Raw genomic sequence first — 15,227 nt, 5'->3', positions numbered from 1 at the left:
CCGCGTCGTCGGCTGGCTCGCGGAGCGGACCGCCGACCCGTCGGCGTGATCGGGCGGACTCGCCGACGTGACCAGGGCAGTCCGCGGACGTGACCGGGCCGGTCCGGCGACGTAACCGTTTTGGGGTGTTCGCCCCTCCGTACACCCGATGACACGTCTCCGGTTCGCCCTGTTGAACGCCGCACACGACGGCGCGAGCACGCGTCGGAACTTCCGGCGCGAGCTCGACGCCGACCTGGCGGAGTTCGACGCCGTCGACGGCCATCTCCCCGACCACACCGAGTTCGACGGCGTCGTCGTCACCGGCTCGCGCTCCTCGGTCTACTGGGACGAGCCGTGGATCCCGCCGCTCGTCGAGTACGTCGCCGAGGCCGCCGAAGCCGGGGTTCCGGTCCTCGGCGTCTGTTACGGCCATCAGGTGCTCGCGGAGGCGCTCGGCGGCCACGTCGCCGGCATGGACGGGTTCGAGATCGGCTACAACGCGGTCCACCGCGTCCGTGACGACCCGCTGTTCGCCGACATCGACGAGTCGTTCACGGTCTTCACCACTCACGGCGACACCGTGACGACGCTCCCGCCGGGTGCGACGCTACTCGCCGAGAACGAACACGGCGTCCACGCCTTCCGTAACGGTCACTGCTGGGGGGTCCAGTTCCACCCGGAGTACGACCTCGATACCGCCCGAGAGGTGACCGAAGGGAAACGCGACCGGCTCGGCGACGCCCGCGTCGACGACGTGCTCGCGGGGATCACCCCCGAGGCGTACGACGCTGCCTGTGAAGCGAAGGCGCTGTTCGACAACTTCGTCGGCTACGCCCGTGACTTGGCCGCGGAGCGGGGGACGGCTCGGGTCACGACCGATTGACGGCCATGGCGACGCTCCGGAACGCCTGAGGAACAAGGAGTCGGCGACAACTACTTTCCGTGTGGTGGTGTAGCAGAGGGAGATGATCGTTGGCCGGACGAACGAGTGGCTCGGGCGGATCAAAACGGAGCTACAGCACTCCTTCGCCGAGGAGTACACCCCGCGTGAGACGGCGGGAAGCTTCTCGATCGGGGTGTTCATCACCATGCTGCCGACGCTCGGGACCGGCCTCCTGCTTTTCTTCCTCCTCGCGTGGCTGTTCGATCGGATCAACCGCGCGGCGCTCGTCGCGTCCGTGATCGTGTTCAACCCGGTAGTGAAGTGGGGGGTGTACGCCGCCAGTTTCACCCTCGGGGTGTTGATACTGGGGCCCGTCCCGGGCGTAACGCCCGCGGAGGTGTCGCTGTCGGCCGGCCCGGAGATCGTGATCCGGCTCCTCGTCGGTAACCTGATCCTGGCGGTCGTCGCCGCGGTCCCGGGATATTTCGTCTGTCTCCGGCTCGTGGAGGCGTACCGAACCCACCAGATCGATGTCGTCGATGCGGTCGCGGATATCGTCGACCCGGACGGGACGGAGACCGAAGCGCCGCCCGGAACGGACGACTGACGGCGGAACGGGGAACGCTGGAGAGGACAAACGAAACGGTTGGGAGCCCGACCGGAAGAACGCGCGTTACCGCTCCTCGGAGTCGAGCACGCGGATCTGGTCGCCACGGACCGTCACCGGAATGGGGACGGTCGCCTCGTACAGCTCGACGGTCACTTGATCTTTCCCCTCGTCGATCCGCTGGACACGAGCCTTCTCGCCTTTGAACGGTCCGGCGATCAGCTCGACGATGTCACCCTCACCGATCCCCTCCACGTCCGGGGTCGGCGAGAGGAAGTGTTCGACCTCGGAGAACGGGCTCTCCGCGGGGCCGTCCGCGCCCTGGATGACGCCACGGGCGTGGGGGATCTCGTCGAGGATCCGGGCGAAGACGCTCCCGTCGCTCGCCTCGACCATCACGTAGCTCGTGAGCTGGTCGGGAGCGATCACCGCTTGGATCTCGGGCATCTCTTTCTCGGCGAGCATGTCGGCGACGGTGCGCTCTTGGCTCGCCGTGGTCTTGACCGAGAAGATCGGCATTACGCGCCGACCCCCGGGAGGAGGCTCATGACCGCGAAGATCAGGAAGCCGATGAACCCGACGAGGATGATGCCCGCCCCGGCGATCTTCGACACCTGGAGGAACTCACCGGTGCTCGGCGTGCTCGCCAGTTTCAACACGCGAATGTAACTGTTGAGGTCGTACGGGACGTCCATGTTACGAGCGGCTTCGAGGCGAGACGGTTTTTACCTTTTGATGCGGGTCGCGCCCCGGACCGCCACGTGTCGGCGGCGATCCCTACGAGGGACAGCTGTCGTTCAACAGCTCCCGCCGGCACCGCAGGCGCGTCCGTAGTCGACCCCCGTCTCGTCGGATATCTCCTCGGTACACCGCATGAGTAGCGAGTCGATCTCCGCCGTCGTCGACTCGGCCTGTGCCGCCGCCAGCTCCGTAGCGAGCGCCTCGGCGGCAGCGATCACGTCCTCGTCGGCGTAGTCGACCGGGCCGTCGTCCCCAGCGATGGGGTCGTCCGGGGTGCTCAACAGCACCCACCTCCGGTCGACTGCGCGAACTCGCGGCCGATCTCCTCACTGATGACGTCGTTCGTCCGCGCTAACAGCTCCACCAGCGCGTCCCGTGCCGCTTGGTGTCGCTGGATCGTCTCGACGTCGGCCATCTCCTGGCGGAGGTCGCGGAGCTCCGCCATCGTCGACTCGTCGAACCCGTTCCGCTGGAGCCGCATCCGGGTCTCCCGGTACTCCCGGAGCAGCGCCATCGCTTCCGGGTCGTCCGCGAGCGACTCGTCCGCCTCGATGAAGTCTCGATACGTGCCGGAGCGCTTGATCGTCTCGATGAACGCCTGCAGCTTCGGCTCGACGCTCGGCTCGCCCTGGGGTTCGGACGGACGCGCGTCGCTCACGAGGGCGTCACCTCCGGGGCGTCCGTCTCGGGGATAGCCGCCAGTCCCGGGATCTCCTCGCCGAAGTCGCGGAGCGCCGCCAACCCGATCGGTTCCTCGCGCCGAAGCGGTGCGGACATGAGCGGCGCGTCGAACCGGTCGCGGATCTCCTCGAGGTACGTCGCCTGCTGGGCGCGCCGGTTCGCGAAGAAGGCGTTGTCGCCGTGTTCCTCGGGGAGGAGGTAGTTGGCGACGACCAGCGAGGTCTCGATACCGACCTGATCGCGGAGGTCCTCGGCGGCCCGATACGCCTCCATCATCGGGGTGTACTCGGGATACATCACGAACGCGAACGTGCTCCGTTCGGGGTCTTTCATCGTTTCGATGACCTCGTCGTACTTGTCGCCCTTCGCGGGCGCGGCACCCTTCGTCAGCGACCCGAGGTCCATGAACCCCTTCCAGTCGGAGGGGAGTTCGAGCAGCCGGAGCGTGTGGCCGGTAGGGGCGGTGTCGAAGACGACGACGTCGTAGCCGTCCTCGTCGAAGTAGCTCACGAACTTCTCCAAGGCGGCCATCTCCTCGGCACACGGCGACTCCAGCTCCTCTTCGACGTTCGCGATCGCGGCGTCGACGTCGATCTGCGTGTCCTCCTTGTCCTCGTACATCTCGGTGACGTGGTCGAGGACCTGCTCGCGGTACTCGGCGAGCGCCTCCTCCTGATCGATCCGGGCCGCGTCGAGGTTGGCTTGGCTCACCGACGTGGGCTCGTGGCCCACGGGCTCGCCGAAGATGTCCTCGAGGTGTGCTGCCGGGTCGGTCGTGACGACGAGCGTCTCGTGGCCCGCCTCGGCGAGTTTCGTCGCCGCCGTCGAGGCGATCGTACTCTTGCCGACGCCGCCCTTCCCGGTGAAAAAGAGGTACTCCGTCTCCTCGCCGGGCGTGAGCTGGTCGACGACAGCGTCCGGATCGGTCACTGCCTCGAAGTCAGTCCCGTCGTCGCTGGCTGCCCCTGCGCCGTCCTCGTCGGCGGCCGTGCCGACGTCCACGGTCGCGTCCGCCCCGTCGTAGAGGACGCCCCCCACGTCGGCGAGCAGATCGAGTCCGGCTATCTCACCCGGTTGAAGCGGGTACGTCGCCGTCGCGTCGGCGTCGAACTCCTCGCGAGCGCGCTCGATGACCGCCTGTTCGTCCGCGCGTTTCCCCTCGAAGAACGGGTCTTCACACACCGACTCGGGGAGGTAGCCGTTGAGGATCAGGAGCTGTGAGTCGATCCCGAGGTCGGCGAGGTCGCTCGCGCTCCGTTCGATCTCATCGATCGACGAGTCCTCCGGTTTGCCGACGAACGCGAAAGAGGTGCGCTCGCCGTCTTGGAGCGTGTCGATGGCGCGCTCGTATTGCGCCTTCTTGTCCTCCATCGAGGCGGCGGGCCCGATACAGGTCGAGCCCCCCTTCTCGAGTTCGGCGTTCCAGTCGGACGGGAGCTCCATCAGTCGAATCGTGTGGCCGGTAGGGGCGGTGTCGAAGACGACGGCGTCGTACTCCGGGCTGTCCATGAAGTCGACGAAGTTGTCGAAGGCGGCGATCTCCTCGACACAGGGGCTGTTGAGCTGCTCTTCGACAGTCCGTATCTCCTCCTCGCCGAGCAGTTCGCGCATCGGTTCGATCGTCTCTTGACGGTACTCCTCGGCGGCGGTGTCCGGATCGATCTCGATCGCGGAGAGGTTCTCGACCCCGTCGATCGCGGTGACCTCGTGGCCGATCGACTGCCCGAAGATGTCGGAGAGGTTCGGCGCGGGGTCGGTCGTCACCAGCAGCGTCTCGTAGTCGTTGTCGGCGAGCCACGTCGCGGTCGCACAGCTCACGGTGCTCTTGCCGACGCCGCCTTTCCCGCTGAAGAAGACGAACTCGGTGTCGTCGCCGCTCGGCTCGACGACTTCGCGCGCGGTCGTTTCACTCGCTTCCGGCTGTTGTGCTGTCCGTGCCATCGTTCAGGCCTCCTGCGGGGTCAGGTTTCCGTCGATAGCTGCGGTCAGCTCGTCGTACGAGAGGTACTCCCCCTCGGCGACGATCTCGTCGTCGACGACCGTGATCGGGAGGATCGACGGACCGTTCTCTTGAACGCGGTCGTAGATCCGCTGCGTTTCGAGGAACCGGTCGATGTCGTGTTGCATGTTCGCCCGAGTGACATCGAGGTCGTCGAACGCGTCCTCGAGCTGGTCGAGGGCCGCGCTGACTTCGACCAGTTCGTCGTCGGGATCCGGTCCGCAGACGCCCGTGGAACAACACATCGCTTCTTCGTACAGAGTGAGTTCGGTCATGTGTGGGTTGATCGGCTGTCGTCGGTGGTTAGTGGCCGGCGGTCAATGGAGGACGGTTCGTTTGAACTTTCTCTCCGTTCGCGATCGGACCGCCAGTGCATCACTCAACCGACTTCATTTGAAGAAACGCTCAGTTATTCATAAACCCTTCGGTGGAGAGAAGCGCGTGGGTGGTGGGGCGTTGCGTTGACCGGTCACCCGACGAACCCGTCCGCGGACCACGAATCGACGTCGTTCGTACACGTTGTCGTCCGACACTGTGACGCCGGCGCGCTGATCAACACGAACGCGCTATCGGTCTCCGAATTGCGGATCTGACGAGTCGCCCGCGGCGGGATCCACACCGCGTCGCCCGGCTCCATCGACACCGAGTCGTCGTCCACGACGACGGTCGCCTCGCCCTCGAGGAGCACGTACACCTCCTCGTGGTCGTCCGCCACGTGGTCGTGCGGTTCGTTCCGCCAGCCGGGTTCACACCGCACCATCGACACCCCCACCTGTTCGCTGCCGAGCGACTCGGTGAGCGAGCGCATCGCTCCCGAGACGGGTTCGACGTCGGCGTAGTTGACTCGCTCGTACGCGGCCATCAGACGGCACACTCCGGTCGGTTCGCGTTCGGGGGGCGCGAAGTACTCGATCGCATACACCGAATTGATTGAATAAGCACTAATTCGTTCCGGTTCAACTGCCGGGTCGAATCCCCCCGATCCACAACGCTTAATCACTCATTCGCTCAAATATCCCGTATGTCATCGACCGATCGGCTTCGTCGGTACGTCGCCGACGAGTGTGGGAGCTGTACCGACGAGGATCTCTCCGAGCGACTGGCCGAACTCGAGGAGCTGGACGAGCGGACCGGTGAATCCGATTTCGAGGCCGACGTGGACCTCTTGTCCGCGCTCGCCAACGGGACCCGGTACAAGATCGTCCGCCTGCTCCACACCGCGGACGACGAGCTCTGTGTCTGTGAGATCTCGCCGCTGTTGGACGTTAGCGACAGCGCGATAAGCCACGCTCTCTCGCAGCTCACCGACGCCGGTCTCGTCACTCGCCGCAAGGACGGAAAGTGGCGGAAGTACGAGGCCACAGCGCAAGCCACTGCCCTGTTGGTCGCACTCGACGGGTCACGCCGGTAACCTCCTAACCCAGTGTGAATCTCCCACGTCGATAACTCCCTGTCTCATCAGTACCGACTCGACGTCGGACGACCACCTCGACGCCGAGTGGACTGCTCGATCAACGATACTTCGACGATCGGTTCGATCCGGACCGCGTTTTCAATGTTCGCTACTCGGATGTCGACTTCCGTCGTCCTCGTCGCGTCGGGAGCCACCATCAGTCGATCCGCCGTATTCGATCGTACGTCGAAAACAGATTTAAGTGGCTAAATCCGTTTAACTATCTTGTGTAGAAATGGCAAGACTATACGAAAGTAGTGTGCACTGTATATCCGGCATAGTCACGCTTCTCGGTATCGAATTAGCATGGACAGTCCACGAGTTGTTGATCGTGATTTCCGCTCTTTCCGGTTTAAAACCCGTTCAAAGCAGTTTGCGGAGATCTGTCCAGCTAATCGCCTCCTCCCAGTATGCGGTCATATCGACAACACGTGATCAGGTGCCGGACCGAAATTGTGGATATAGAGATGTATAGTGCTCACAACAGTAGACAACAAATTGGAGGTCAAATGAATGCCTGAAGACGACAGAAACACACGGAGCGTACTCGGTCGGATCGGTCGAACAGCTGCGAGCAATCGACGAGCGGTGTTCGCCGGCGTTCTCGTTCTGCTACTCCTCTCGGTCGTTGGTGCTGCCGGCGTCCAGATGAGCCTCGGTATGGAGCTGTACGTCGACGACGACTCCCAGACGATGCAGGACTGGGAAGAGATCCAGGCGGACTTCGACAAAGGAAACGTCGTCTTCGTCGTCGTCGAAACTGACGACGGGACGGATCTGTACGACCCGGAAACACAAGAACAGCTGTCAGATCTGTACGGGTCGTATTACGACGATGTCGACGCTGCTGCCCTCGTGACCAGTCCCGTCCATCCGGTCAAGGCTGGGCCGGGTGGCGGGGAAGTGCCGGAAACGAGGGAGGACATCCTCTACTCCCTGAGCTACTCGTATAACGAACACCGGTCGAACATGGGTGTCATCGCGAACCTACACCCGGATATTCAGGACACAGAGCAGTATCCGGAGATCCCCGACGGTGTCGACCCGGATGCGTATCCGATGGTCGTTGAGGACGCCGAAGACATGTTCGACGGGGGGGACACCGGTATCATCATCGTGCAGTACGGAGACATCGAGGTCCCCGAAGACCGGGACGGCGAACTGTTCGGCTTTCTACCGACGAGCGAGGACGAGATCGTCGAGGAGCAACTCAGAGAGACCACTGCGAACGCAGACCTCGACGGAATGGAGCTGACGTTCACCGGAACGCCAGTCTTCGAGGAGGCCGCCTTTGGGATGATGCTCCCGGAGATGATCCAGCTGTTCGCCATGGCGTTCGGGATCATTCTCCTGTTAGTCGTGGCGATCATGCACGGGCGGCTGCGGAAGACCCGGCGTGTCGCACTGCCGCTCGTCACGTCGTTGTCGGTCGTCCTGTTGATGCTCGGAATGATGGGGTTCGTCGGGTTCGACTTCAACGCGATCATGCTTGGCGTGATGCCGATCGCCCTCGGACTCGCGATCGACTACAGCCTCCAGATCCAGACCCGATACGTTGAGGAACGAGAACACGGCCGTCAACCGATCGATGCTGCCGAAGTCGCGGCGCGGACGACAGGTCGCTCCTTGGCGATCGTCCTCGGAACGACAGCGGTGGGGCTCGGATCGCTGTTGATCGCCGACGTGCCGCCGGTCCGTCAGTTCGGCATCACCGTCGTCTTCAGCGTGCTCGCCGCGATGGTGTTATCGATCACCTTCCTCATCGCGTTGCTGGTGACGTTCGATGAGCCCGAGGCGGCGGTCACATCGACGACCGATCCCGACGGCGCGGGGCGGAACGACACCGTGGACGAGACGACCGGCTTTGTGGAGGGCGTGTTCGGACGGCTCTCGGGAGTGATCGCGGCGCGTCCGCTGCTGATCGTGTTACTACTCAGTGCGGTCGTCGTCGGAGGTGCTACGGCATATCCCGCGGTCGACACCAAAGAGGACATGCTTGATTACTGGCCGGACATCGAAGAGCGACAGGAGATCCGGGAGCTCGAGGCGACGGTTCCGAGTCCGAACATCAACTACGTCATCATCGAGACGGACGACGCCTACACGTACGAGAACTTCCAGTCAGTAAGGGAGTTCCAACACGAGGCGGAGCAACACGAACACATCGTGACGGTTATGAGCCCCGCTCGTGCGATGGAGGTGGGTGAGGCGAGCCCGCCCGCGACCGGCCCACAAGGCGATACGTTCCCGGAACCGGACGAATTCGACGCGGCGCTCGATCATCGAACACGCGTTGACCGGCCGCCACAGCTCGGGTTGACGCCCGCCGACCACCCCGACCGGATCGTGGTTCAGGTGTTCGTTGAGGACATCGAGGGACAGACCGAACGTGAGGTGATCGACGACACCAAAGCGACAGCGGACGCGACGCTTCCGGACCACATGGAGACGCGCGTGACCGGGGAGATGGTTCTCAACCGGAACGTCATCGAGAACGTGACGTCAGGATTGACTCGAACGACTCTCGTCAGCTTCGGGCTCGGCGCACTGTTCTTAGGGCTCGTGTTGCGTTCCGGCCGCGAGTCGGTGCTGCTCGTCGGAAGCGTCTCCGGAGGGGCACTGGCGATAACGGCCGGCGGGATGTATGCGCTCGGCGTGCCGTGGAACCCGCTGACCGTGACGACCGCAGCGATCATCCTCGGGATCGGGATCGACTACGCGGTGCACATCTACGAGCGCTTCCGAGAGGAGGTCGGCGGCGGCTCGTCGCCGGACCGGGCGATCGCCACGGCGCTCGTCCAGAAGTCCCGCCCCGTGCTCGGCTCCGGAGCGACGACGATGCTCGGGTTCGGCGTGCTGACGGTCTCGGTGTTCCCCGTGCTATCGAACTTCGGAATCGCGATCGCTCTGGCGATGGGCGCGGCGCTTCTCACGGCGTTCGTGCTCATGCCCGCGGTCGCGCTGATCCTTACACGTCGCGGGTACCTACTGACCGGCACCGAACCGTCATCGACAGAGTAGAAGGCGCAAATCCGGCTTTCCCACACCACAGTCCGGACTCGACTCCAACAGCGCTTCCTCGGCCGAGCAATTTACATTAATATATGCTCAATTGTTGGTAGATGCTGGAAACCATACTCGCAGCGATCCGGAGCGCCTTCGAGACGCGACACGATTCGTCGGAAGCGGACGGCCCGCCGCGTACCGTCTACGGTGGGCTCCGAACGAGGGGCGACGGACTGTACAAGCAGACGAACACACAGCCGGGAACGGGTCTCTACGCCGCCGATCGCGACGCTGAAACGAGTTCCAACACCGCCACATCCGCGGAGCGGACCGACCCGTTCGACTGTCCGGACCCCGAAACCTGTGGCACCTGTCGCCCCTCCGCCGTAACCGCCGAGTGACGGGGACCGATCCGTCTCTAGAACCGATCGAAACGGCTTAATTGATTCAAGGTATATTCAATCGTGTGTCGCAAAACGCACGTGCCGTCGACGAAAGATCGGCTCGTAACGACGAGTTGAACGTCGACCGTCAGCTGAGTGTCGAGAGCGCACGGCAGCGTGACTCGGTCACGAACGTCGGTCCGCTCGGAACGCGTACGGGCCAGTCCGATCTGGTGTTCTTTCAGGGGGTCCTCCCGGAGATCAACGGCGATATCGTCGGGACGAGACCGATCGAGGAGCAGGTGCGGATGTGTCTCGATCGACTCGAACTGATGCTCCGGAACCGGAACACGACGCTCGCTGACGTGGTGAAACTCGAGGTGCAGCTCACGAACCCGAACGCCGCGGCAGTGGTCGATCAGGTGTATGAGTCGCGGTTCGATGACGTCGAGTTTCCGCCACGAACCGTGGTCGGCGTCTGCTCGCTGCCCGGCGGTGCGGACGTCCAGCTCGACGTGATCGCGGCCGCCGAATGATCGCTGTCGCGGAGCGATCGCCACCACCCGATGGTAACACACGACCGTCGTCGGCGATAGGGACATCCCAGATCCGACCCGGCTTGCCCGACAACGGGCAACACAACGATTATACCCGATACTGACGACGGGTGACCTATGACGAACGCGTCGTCGGATCAAACCGATACGATCGATCTGGGCGCGGTGATCGACGACGAGATCACGGCAACAGATGTCAAAACGCTCTCCGCACTCGGCTACGAGACGCGCTACCGCCTCGTTCGGCTCCTCGTCCACGCCGACGGCGAGATGTCTTTCGACGAGATCACACCGTACGTCTCCATCAGCGACAGCGCCGTTAGCCACGCGCTCACCCTGCTCTGTGATGCGGGGCTCGTCCAGAAGGAGAGGGACGGGCGATCACGGATCTATTCTACGACCCGGCGTGCGGAAACGCTCGTTGAGGCGCTCGATCGGACGCGGTAAGCGACTGCGGTCGCCCACGGCGGTGAGACGTTCTCTGTCCGAGTGAGCGATGTCTGTGACGATCGTCTCGGGATCACACTTCGAGGCACTCGCCTTGCCTGTTTGTAGACTACAAAAAACGTCGGTAACTGAGGGATCCATTTCAGTTTAATAGATGTGCAGATATAAATCTAGTGAAGACACGAAATGCATCCATACATCGCAGAGATCATCGGGACCGCGATCCTCATTATATTCGGCGGTGGCGTCGTCGCCAATGTCGTTCTTAATGAGACGAAAGGAAACGGCGGCGGCTGGATCGTCATCACGTGGGGCTGGGCCATCGGGGTGTTCATGGGCGTGTTCACCATCAGTCAGGTCAGCGGCGGCCACATCAACCCCGCCGTAACGGTTGGCCTCGCTGCCGCAGGACTGTTCGATTGGGCACAGGTGCCGCCGTACGTCGTCGCGCAGACGATCGGTGGCTTCCTCGGCGGCGTGGTCGTGTGGCTGGCATACAAGGATCACTTTGCTGCGACGGAAGATGAGGACGCGAAGCTGGCGATCTTCTCGACGGCCCCGGAGATACGGAACTACTCGTCGAACCTGCTAACGGAGATCATCGGGACGTTCGTGCTGGTCTTCGGCGTGTTGTATCTGAACTCAGCCGGATTTCTCGACGGCGCGTCGGGCGAGGTGCTTCAAACCATCACCATCGACGGGCAGGAGGTCGGGTTCGGTCTCGGGGCGCTGTCGGCGCTGCCGATCGCGCTCGTCGTGCTCGGCATCGGACTCTCGTTAGGTGGCCCCACTGGCTACGCGATCAACCCCGCACGCGACCTCGGCCCGCGCGTCGCACACGCGGTGCTCCCGTTTCCACACAAGGGACCGTCGGACTGGGCGTACTCGTGGGTGCCGATCGTGGGACCGATCCTCGGAGCACTCCTCGCGGCGGGACTCTACCACCTCCTGTGAGACGGGAGGCGTCTCCCGCCCGGGCCTAGTCGCCGTGTGACTCCGTCGGTCCCCTTCAACGCCGGGCGGACTGCGTCGTACGGATGAGAAACGACTAATATATGATTCCATGGTGCTGAGAGGGATGTATCGTAGAATAAGACGCTGTATGAGCCTTCTGCTTCATTATTTTGTTCCTTATAACATCACCACCGAGTTCCGACTCCGTATGAGAAAGATACAAGTGTACATATCATAAATCGACATCACAGTATGAAAGATAGTGATAGTTCAGTCACGCGACGACGGCTGCTCGGAGCCGTCGGCACGGCCGGGGCCGCGTCCGTTGCGGGCTGTGGGTTCCAACCCCCGACGGCGGGCGAGGGGGACGGCCCCGCGGAGTCGCCGACCGAACGGGTCGGCCGGATCGAACGGTACCCTCGTCTCCGGATCGCGGCCGTAGACGAGATCGACGTGGGAGAGACGGTCGAGTTCGAGTACCCGCTCGACGGCTCCGGTAACTTCCTCACACGGCTGACGGAGGACGCGGACGCCGGCGTCGGCCCTGAGGAGGGTATCGTCGCGTTCAGCAACCTCTGTACGCACATGGGCTGTGCGGTCTCGGGTAACGTCGACGCCGAGCGCGGTACCGCCGGCCCGTGTCCGTGTCATTACACCAGTTTCGACCTCTCGAAGGGCGGACTCGTCGTCGTCGGTCCCGCGACCACCGACCTCCCGCAAGTGCGCCTCGACGTCGCGGACGGCGACGTGTTCGCGACCGGAATGGACGGGCTCGTCCACGGTCGGCGGAACAACTTGGCTGACGGGGAGCCGGTCCCCGAGGAGGGCGAGTGACGATGGCGGACAACCCGAGCACCAGCGAGGTCCCGATCCCGCCGGCGGACGCCGAGCGATCGCCGCGGGCCTGTCGGTACTGTATCGTCGGCTGCAGCTACGAGGTGTACAAGTGGCCCGTCGGCGAGGAGGGCGGACCTGACGCCGAGGACAACGCGCTCGGCGTGGATTACCCGGCGGGATACGGGGAGTGGCCCTCGCCGAACATGCACCAGATCATCGAGGAGGACGGCCGGGAGTACCACGTCCTCTTCCGACCCGACCCGGACGCCGAGGTCAACGGCGGCTCACACTCGATCCGCGGCGGGACGCAGGCGCAGTCGCTGTACAGCAAGCACAACGAGGACTTCGACGACCGGCTCAAACAGCCGCAGATCCGGATCGGCGGGTCGCTGACGCCCGTCGACTGGGACACCGCGCTGGAGGTCGTCGCGCGCGTCACCGAGTACGCGACGCGGGACGAGCCGAACGGGTACGGAATGAAGATGTACGCGTACCAGTTCGTCGAGAACACCTTCGCCGGCTCGAAGCTGATCTTCGACGTGATCGGCTCGCCGAACTTCGGGTTTCACAACCGACCGGCGTACACCCCCGAGAGTCCGGGCGTCGAGCACTCCGGACTGTACGACTGGTCGACCGCCTACGACGACGCGGCCGAGGCCGAGACGATGGTCATCGCCGGTGGCGACCCCTACGAGAACCAGGACGTCTACTTCCACGAGTACGTGGACGCGGGTAACGCCGACATCATTCAGATCAACCCGCGCCGGACGTTCACCGCGAACTACGCCGAGAACAACGACGGCCTCTTCCTCCAGCTCAACGAGGCGACTGACCCCGTCCTGTTGAACGCGATCGCGCGTCACATCGTCGATCAGGGGTGGCACGACGAGGCGTCCCTCGACGAGTGGGTGATGGACGACCGCGACGCGATCGACGAGGAGGGGTGGTATCAGGAGGAGTTCGGGATGACACCGGACGAGTACGTCGATCTCCTCCAGTCGGACGACCGGTACGCTCCGGAGAACGCCGCGGAGATCACCGGGATCGACGCCGCGGACATCCGCGACGCGGCCGAGCGGATCGCGCAACCCGACAGCGACGAGACACGGACGCTGTTCACCTACGAGAAGGGGCTCATCTGGGGCTGGTCCCACGAGAACACGGCGGCGATGGCGAACCTCGCGCTGCTGACCGGCAGCGTCGGTCGCGAGGGGACCGGGATCACTCGGCTCGGCGGCCACCAGGAGGGCTGGTGGGAGGGCGGTCCGGGCGGCGAGGTCATCGCCGAACACTCCACGCAGACGTTCACGGGCGAGCGGGTCGAAGACGTTCCGGTCCCGCCGAACACGATCGAGCGCGTCCGGAACGGCGAGATCGACCACTGGCACGTGATCGGTAACGATCCGCTCCGGCACGAACACGACACGCAGTCGCTCCGCAACCGCGTCCGCGAGCGGACGAGCGGACCACAGCCGCAGACCGCCGATGTCGACGACGTCATGGCGGCGTTCCGCGAGCGAATCGACGACGGCGGGATGGTGCTCACACACCAGGAGATCTATCCGAACTCGACCACCGAGTACGCCGACATCGTCCTACCGGCGAAGGCGGTTGAGGCCGGCGAGCAGAGCAACCACCACCGGTGGAACGGCGAGCGACGGTTCCGTCACTACGCGTCGTTCATGGAGGGGCCGCCGAACGCCCGACCCGACTGGGAGATCTTCGCCGACATCGGCCGCCGGCTCGGTGCCGACGATATGGACTGGGAGAGCAGCGACGAGCTCTTCGATCACCTCGCCGCCGAGCACGGCGACGGCTATCCGTACCACATCGAAGCCCTCGCGGAGAAGGCCGAGCAGGACGGGACGACGGCGTCGACGGTGATGCGCGACCTCGACACGGACGGCGTTCGGCTCCCCGCTCGGTTGGAGGACGGCGAGATCGAGGGGACGCCGCGGCTCCACACGCCGGACGGCGATGAGATGCCCGGTGACGGTCGGTTCTTCACCGACAGCGGGAAGGCGATCCTCATGAGGGTCGATTGGGACCGGGTCGCGGACGTGTACGAGCAGCTGACGCCCGACCGCGAGAACGACGAGCTGTGGGTGACCAACGGGCGGCTCAACCGGCTCTGGCAGAACATGTACACCCACCAGCGGCTGGAGTACATCTCCAAACGCTACGAGCAGAACGTCTTACAGCTCCATCCGAACGACGCCGAAGCCCGGGGGATCGAGGCCGGCGACCTCGTCGAGGTCGTCAACGACGACGTGTACAGCCAGTACGGCGAGAACGGCGAGGGGAGCTTCACCGCCGTGGCGTACGTCATCGACGACGACGACGCCGTGCAGGGACAGATCGTTCCGGAGGGGCTCGCGTTCACGTACTGGCTCTATCCGGGCCAGGTCGCCAACGACATCGTCCCCGGCTATCTCGACCCCGCGAACCCCAGTCCCGGGTACAAGTACGCCACCGGTCGCGTCCGCCGGCTCGGCGAGAGCGACCAGAAGGAACGGATGAGCTTCAAGCCGGAGAACATCGCCCCCGAATGACGACGACGGACCAGGCGGACGCGCTCGCGGACGGCGACTTCGTTCGGATCGCGTACACCGCCCGTGCGGCCGACAGCGGCCACGTCGTCGACACCACGGATCCAGCGGTCGCCGCGGACGCCGACATCGCCGACCTCGACGCCGC

Annotated in this window: 17 protein-coding genes and 1 pseudogene; 11 read left to right on the top strand and 7 right to left on the bottom strand. The window is 64.2% G+C overall.

Annotation, left to right across the window (positions count from 1 at the left end):
- Positions 1–148: 148 nt before the first annotated feature.
- Together ACFQEU_RS04985 and ACFQEU_RS04980 are read left to right on the top strand one after the other, a co-directional pair.
- A complete protein-coding gene (locus ACFQEU_RS04985) occupies positions 149–865 on the top strand; it encodes a type 1 glutamine amidotransferase (protein WP_379779870.1) in 717 nt (238 codons plus the stop codon).
- Between the two features lie 82 nt (positions 866–947).
- Entirely contained in the window at positions 948–1,472 is a 525-nt protein-coding gene (locus ACFQEU_RS04980; RefSeq protein ID WP_379779868.1) for a DUF2062 domain-containing protein, read from the top strand.
- Positions 1,473–1,538: 66 nt separating this feature from the next.
- On the opposite strand, the gene ACFQEU_RS04975 is transcribed toward ACFQEU_RS04980, so the two are convergent.
- From ACFQEU_RS04975 to ACFQEU_RS04945, 7 genes are all read right to left on the bottom strand, one after another.
- A complete protein-coding gene (locus tag ACFQEU_RS04975) occupies positions 1,539–1,991 on the bottom strand; it encodes a transcription elongation factor Spt5 (protein WP_379779866.1) in 453 nt (150 codons plus the stop codon).
- Positions 1,991–2,167: a protein translocase SEC61 complex subunit gamma gene (locus ACFQEU_RS04970; RefSeq protein WP_379779864.1), complete on the bottom strand. Its 177-nt coding sequence runs from the start codon at positions 2,165–2,167 to the stop codon at positions 1,991–1,993. The genes ACFQEU_RS04975 and ACFQEU_RS04970 overlap by 1 nt, the downstream gene beginning before the upstream one ends.
- Positions 2,168–2,269: 102 nt before the next feature.
- A complete protein-coding gene (gene hcsS, locus ACFQEU_RS04965; protein ID WP_379779862.1) occupies positions 2,270–2,494 on the bottom strand; it encodes a halo-CC-star protein HcsS in 225 nt (74 codons plus the stop codon).
- Positions 2,491–2,871 (bottom strand): halo-CC-star protein HcsL, encoded by a 381-nt coding sequence (gene hcsL / locus ACFQEU_RS04960; protein WP_379779860.1) that lies wholly within the window; start codon positions 2,869–2,871, stop codon positions 2,491–2,493. Before hcsL ends, hcsS begins: the two co-directional genes overlap by 4 nt.
- Complete coding sequence (arsA, locus tag ACFQEU_RS04955; RefSeq protein ID WP_379779858.1) at positions 2,868–4,835, bottom strand: arsenical pump-driving ATPase; 1,968 nt, start codon at positions 4,833–4,835, stop codon at positions 2,868–2,870. Before arsA ends, hcsL begins: the two co-directional genes overlap by 4 nt.
- A 3-nt stretch (positions 4,836–4,838) precedes the next feature.
- Positions 4,839–5,168 carry an arsenite efflux transporter metallochaperone ArsD gene (gene arsD, locus ACFQEU_RS04950; protein ID WP_379779856.1) on the bottom strand — a complete coding sequence of 110 codons (330 nt, stop codon included), beginning with the start codon at positions 5,166–5,168 and terminating at the stop codon, positions 4,839–4,841.
- A gap of 194 nt (positions 5,169–5,362) precedes the next feature.
- On the bottom strand, positions 5,363–5,755 hold the full coding sequence (locus tag ACFQEU_RS04945; protein ID WP_379779854.1) for a cupin domain-containing protein: 393 nt from the start codon (positions 5,753–5,755) through the stop codon (positions 5,363–5,365).
- Positions 5,756–5,914: 159 nt separating this feature from the next.
- Between ACFQEU_RS04945 and ACFQEU_RS04940 the strand changes: the two genes are divergently transcribed.
- From ACFQEU_RS04940 to ACFQEU_RS04900, 9 genes and pseudogenes are all read left to right on the top strand, one after another.
- Positions 5,915–6,304: an ArsR/SmtB family transcription factor gene (locus tag ACFQEU_RS04940; RefSeq protein WP_379779852.1), complete on the top strand. Its 390-nt coding sequence runs from the start codon at positions 5,915–5,917 to the stop codon at positions 6,302–6,304.
- Between the two features lie 555 nt (positions 6,305–6,859).
- Complete coding sequence (locus tag ACFQEU_RS04935; protein ID WP_379779850.1) at positions 6,860–9,367, top strand: efflux RND transporter permease subunit; 2,508 nt, start codon at positions 6,860–6,862, stop codon at positions 9,365–9,367.
- Between the two features lie 101 nt (positions 9,368–9,468).
- Positions 9,469–9,753 carry a hypothetical protein gene (locus tag ACFQEU_RS04930; protein WP_379779848.1) on the top strand — a complete coding sequence of 95 codons (285 nt, stop codon included), beginning with the start codon at positions 9,469–9,471 and terminating at the stop codon, positions 9,751–9,753.
- 65 nt (positions 9,754–9,818) lie between these two features.
- The gene (locus ACFQEU_RS04925) at positions 9,819–10,271 is read left to right on the top strand and encodes a RidA family protein (protein WP_379779846.1); all 453 of its coding nucleotides are present in this window, start codon (positions 9,819–9,821) and stop codon (positions 10,269–10,271) included.
- 138 nt (positions 10,272–10,409) lie between these two features.
- Positions 10,410–10,739, top strand: coding sequence for an ArsR/SmtB family transcription factor (locus tag ACFQEU_RS04920; protein ID WP_379779844.1), 330 nt, complete (start codon positions 10,410–10,412; stop codon positions 10,737–10,739).
- A 186-nt stretch (positions 10,740–10,925) separates the two neighbouring features.
- The gene (locus tag ACFQEU_RS04915) at positions 10,926–11,693 is read left to right on the top strand and encodes an MIP/aquaporin family protein (RefSeq protein WP_379779842.1); all 768 of its coding nucleotides are present in this window, start codon (positions 10,926–10,928) and stop codon (positions 11,691–11,693) included.
- A gap of 252 nt (positions 11,694–11,945) precedes the next feature.
- Positions 11,946–12,527 (top strand): arsenate reductase (azurin) small subunit, encoded by a 582-nt coding sequence (locus tag ACFQEU_RS04910; protein ID WP_379779840.1) that lies wholly within the window; start codon positions 11,946–11,948, stop codon positions 12,525–12,527.
- A 2-nt stretch (positions 12,528–12,529) separates the two neighbouring features.
- Positions 12,530–15,082, top strand: coding sequence for an arsenate reductase (azurin) large subunit (locus tag ACFQEU_RS04905; protein WP_379779838.1), 2,553 nt, complete (start codon positions 12,530–12,532; stop codon positions 15,080–15,082).
- A pseudogene (locus ACFQEU_RS04900) lies at positions 15,079–15,227 on the top strand (FKBP-type peptidyl-prolyl cis-trans isomerase); the annotation flags it as partial. The gene ACFQEU_RS04905 and the pseudogene ACFQEU_RS04900, both read left to right, overlap by 4 nt.

The organism is Halorubrum tibetense (assembly GCF_042661865.1).
GTDB lineage: Archaea > Halobacteriota > Halobacteria > Halobacteriales > Haloferacaceae > Halorubrum > Halorubrum tibetense.
Note: the sequence above shows the minus strand (reverse complement) of the source record. Positions and strands in the feature narration are given on the sequence as shown.

What these genes read in the sequence shown, in the direction of transcription:
- ACFQEU_RS04985 (WP_379779870.1), top strand. Translation starts at nt 149, where the DNA reads ATGACACGTCTCCGGTTCGCCCTGTTGAACGCCGCACACGACGGCGCG.
- ACFQEU_RS04980 (WP_379779868.1), top strand. Translation starts at nt 948, where the DNA reads ATGATCGTTGGCCGGACGAACGAGTGGCTCGGGCGGATCAAAACGGAG.
- ACFQEU_RS04975 (WP_379779866.1), bottom strand. Translation starts at nt 1,991, where the DNA reads ATGCCGATCTTCTCGGTCAAGACCACGGCGAGCCAAGAGCGCACCGTC.
- ACFQEU_RS04970 (WP_379779864.1), bottom strand. Translation starts at nt 2,167, where the DNA reads ATGGACGTCCCGTACGACCTCAACAGTTACATTCGCGTGTTGAAACTG.
- arsA (WP_379779858.1), bottom strand. Translation starts at nt 4,835, where the DNA reads ATGGCACGGACAGCACAACAGCCGGAAGCGAGTGAAACGACCGCGCGC.
- arsD (WP_379779856.1), bottom strand. Translation starts at nt 5,168, where the DNA reads ATGACCGAACTCACTCTGTACGAAGAAGCGATGTGTTGTTCCACGGGC.
- ACFQEU_RS04945 (WP_379779854.1), bottom strand. Translation starts at nt 5,755, where the DNA reads ATGGCCGCGTACGAGCGAGTCAACTACGCCGACGTCGAACCCGTCTCG.
- ACFQEU_RS04940 (WP_379779852.1), top strand. Translation starts at nt 5,915, where the DNA reads ATGTCATCGACCGATCGGCTTCGTCGGTACGTCGCCGACGAGTGTGGG.
- ACFQEU_RS04935 (WP_379779850.1), top strand. Translation starts at nt 6,860, where the DNA reads ATGCCTGAAGACGACAGAAACACACGGAGCGTACTCGGTCGGATCGGT.
- ACFQEU_RS04930 (WP_379779848.1), top strand. Translation starts at nt 9,469, where the DNA reads ATGCTGGAAACCATACTCGCAGCGATCCGGAGCGCCTTCGAGACGCGA.
- ACFQEU_RS04920 (WP_379779844.1), top strand. Translation starts at nt 10,410, where the DNA reads ATGACGAACGCGTCGTCGGATCAAACCGATACGATCGATCTGGGCGCG.
- ACFQEU_RS04915 (WP_379779842.1), top strand. Translation starts at nt 10,926, where the DNA reads ATGCATCCATACATCGCAGAGATCATCGGGACCGCGATCCTCATTATA.
- ACFQEU_RS04910 (WP_379779840.1), top strand. Translation starts at nt 11,946, where the DNA reads ATGAAAGATAGTGATAGTTCAGTCACGCGACGACGGCTGCTCGGAGCC.
- ACFQEU_RS04905 (WP_379779838.1), top strand. Translation starts at nt 12,530, where the DNA reads ATGGCGGACAACCCGAGCACCAGCGAGGTCCCGATCCCGCCGGCGGAC.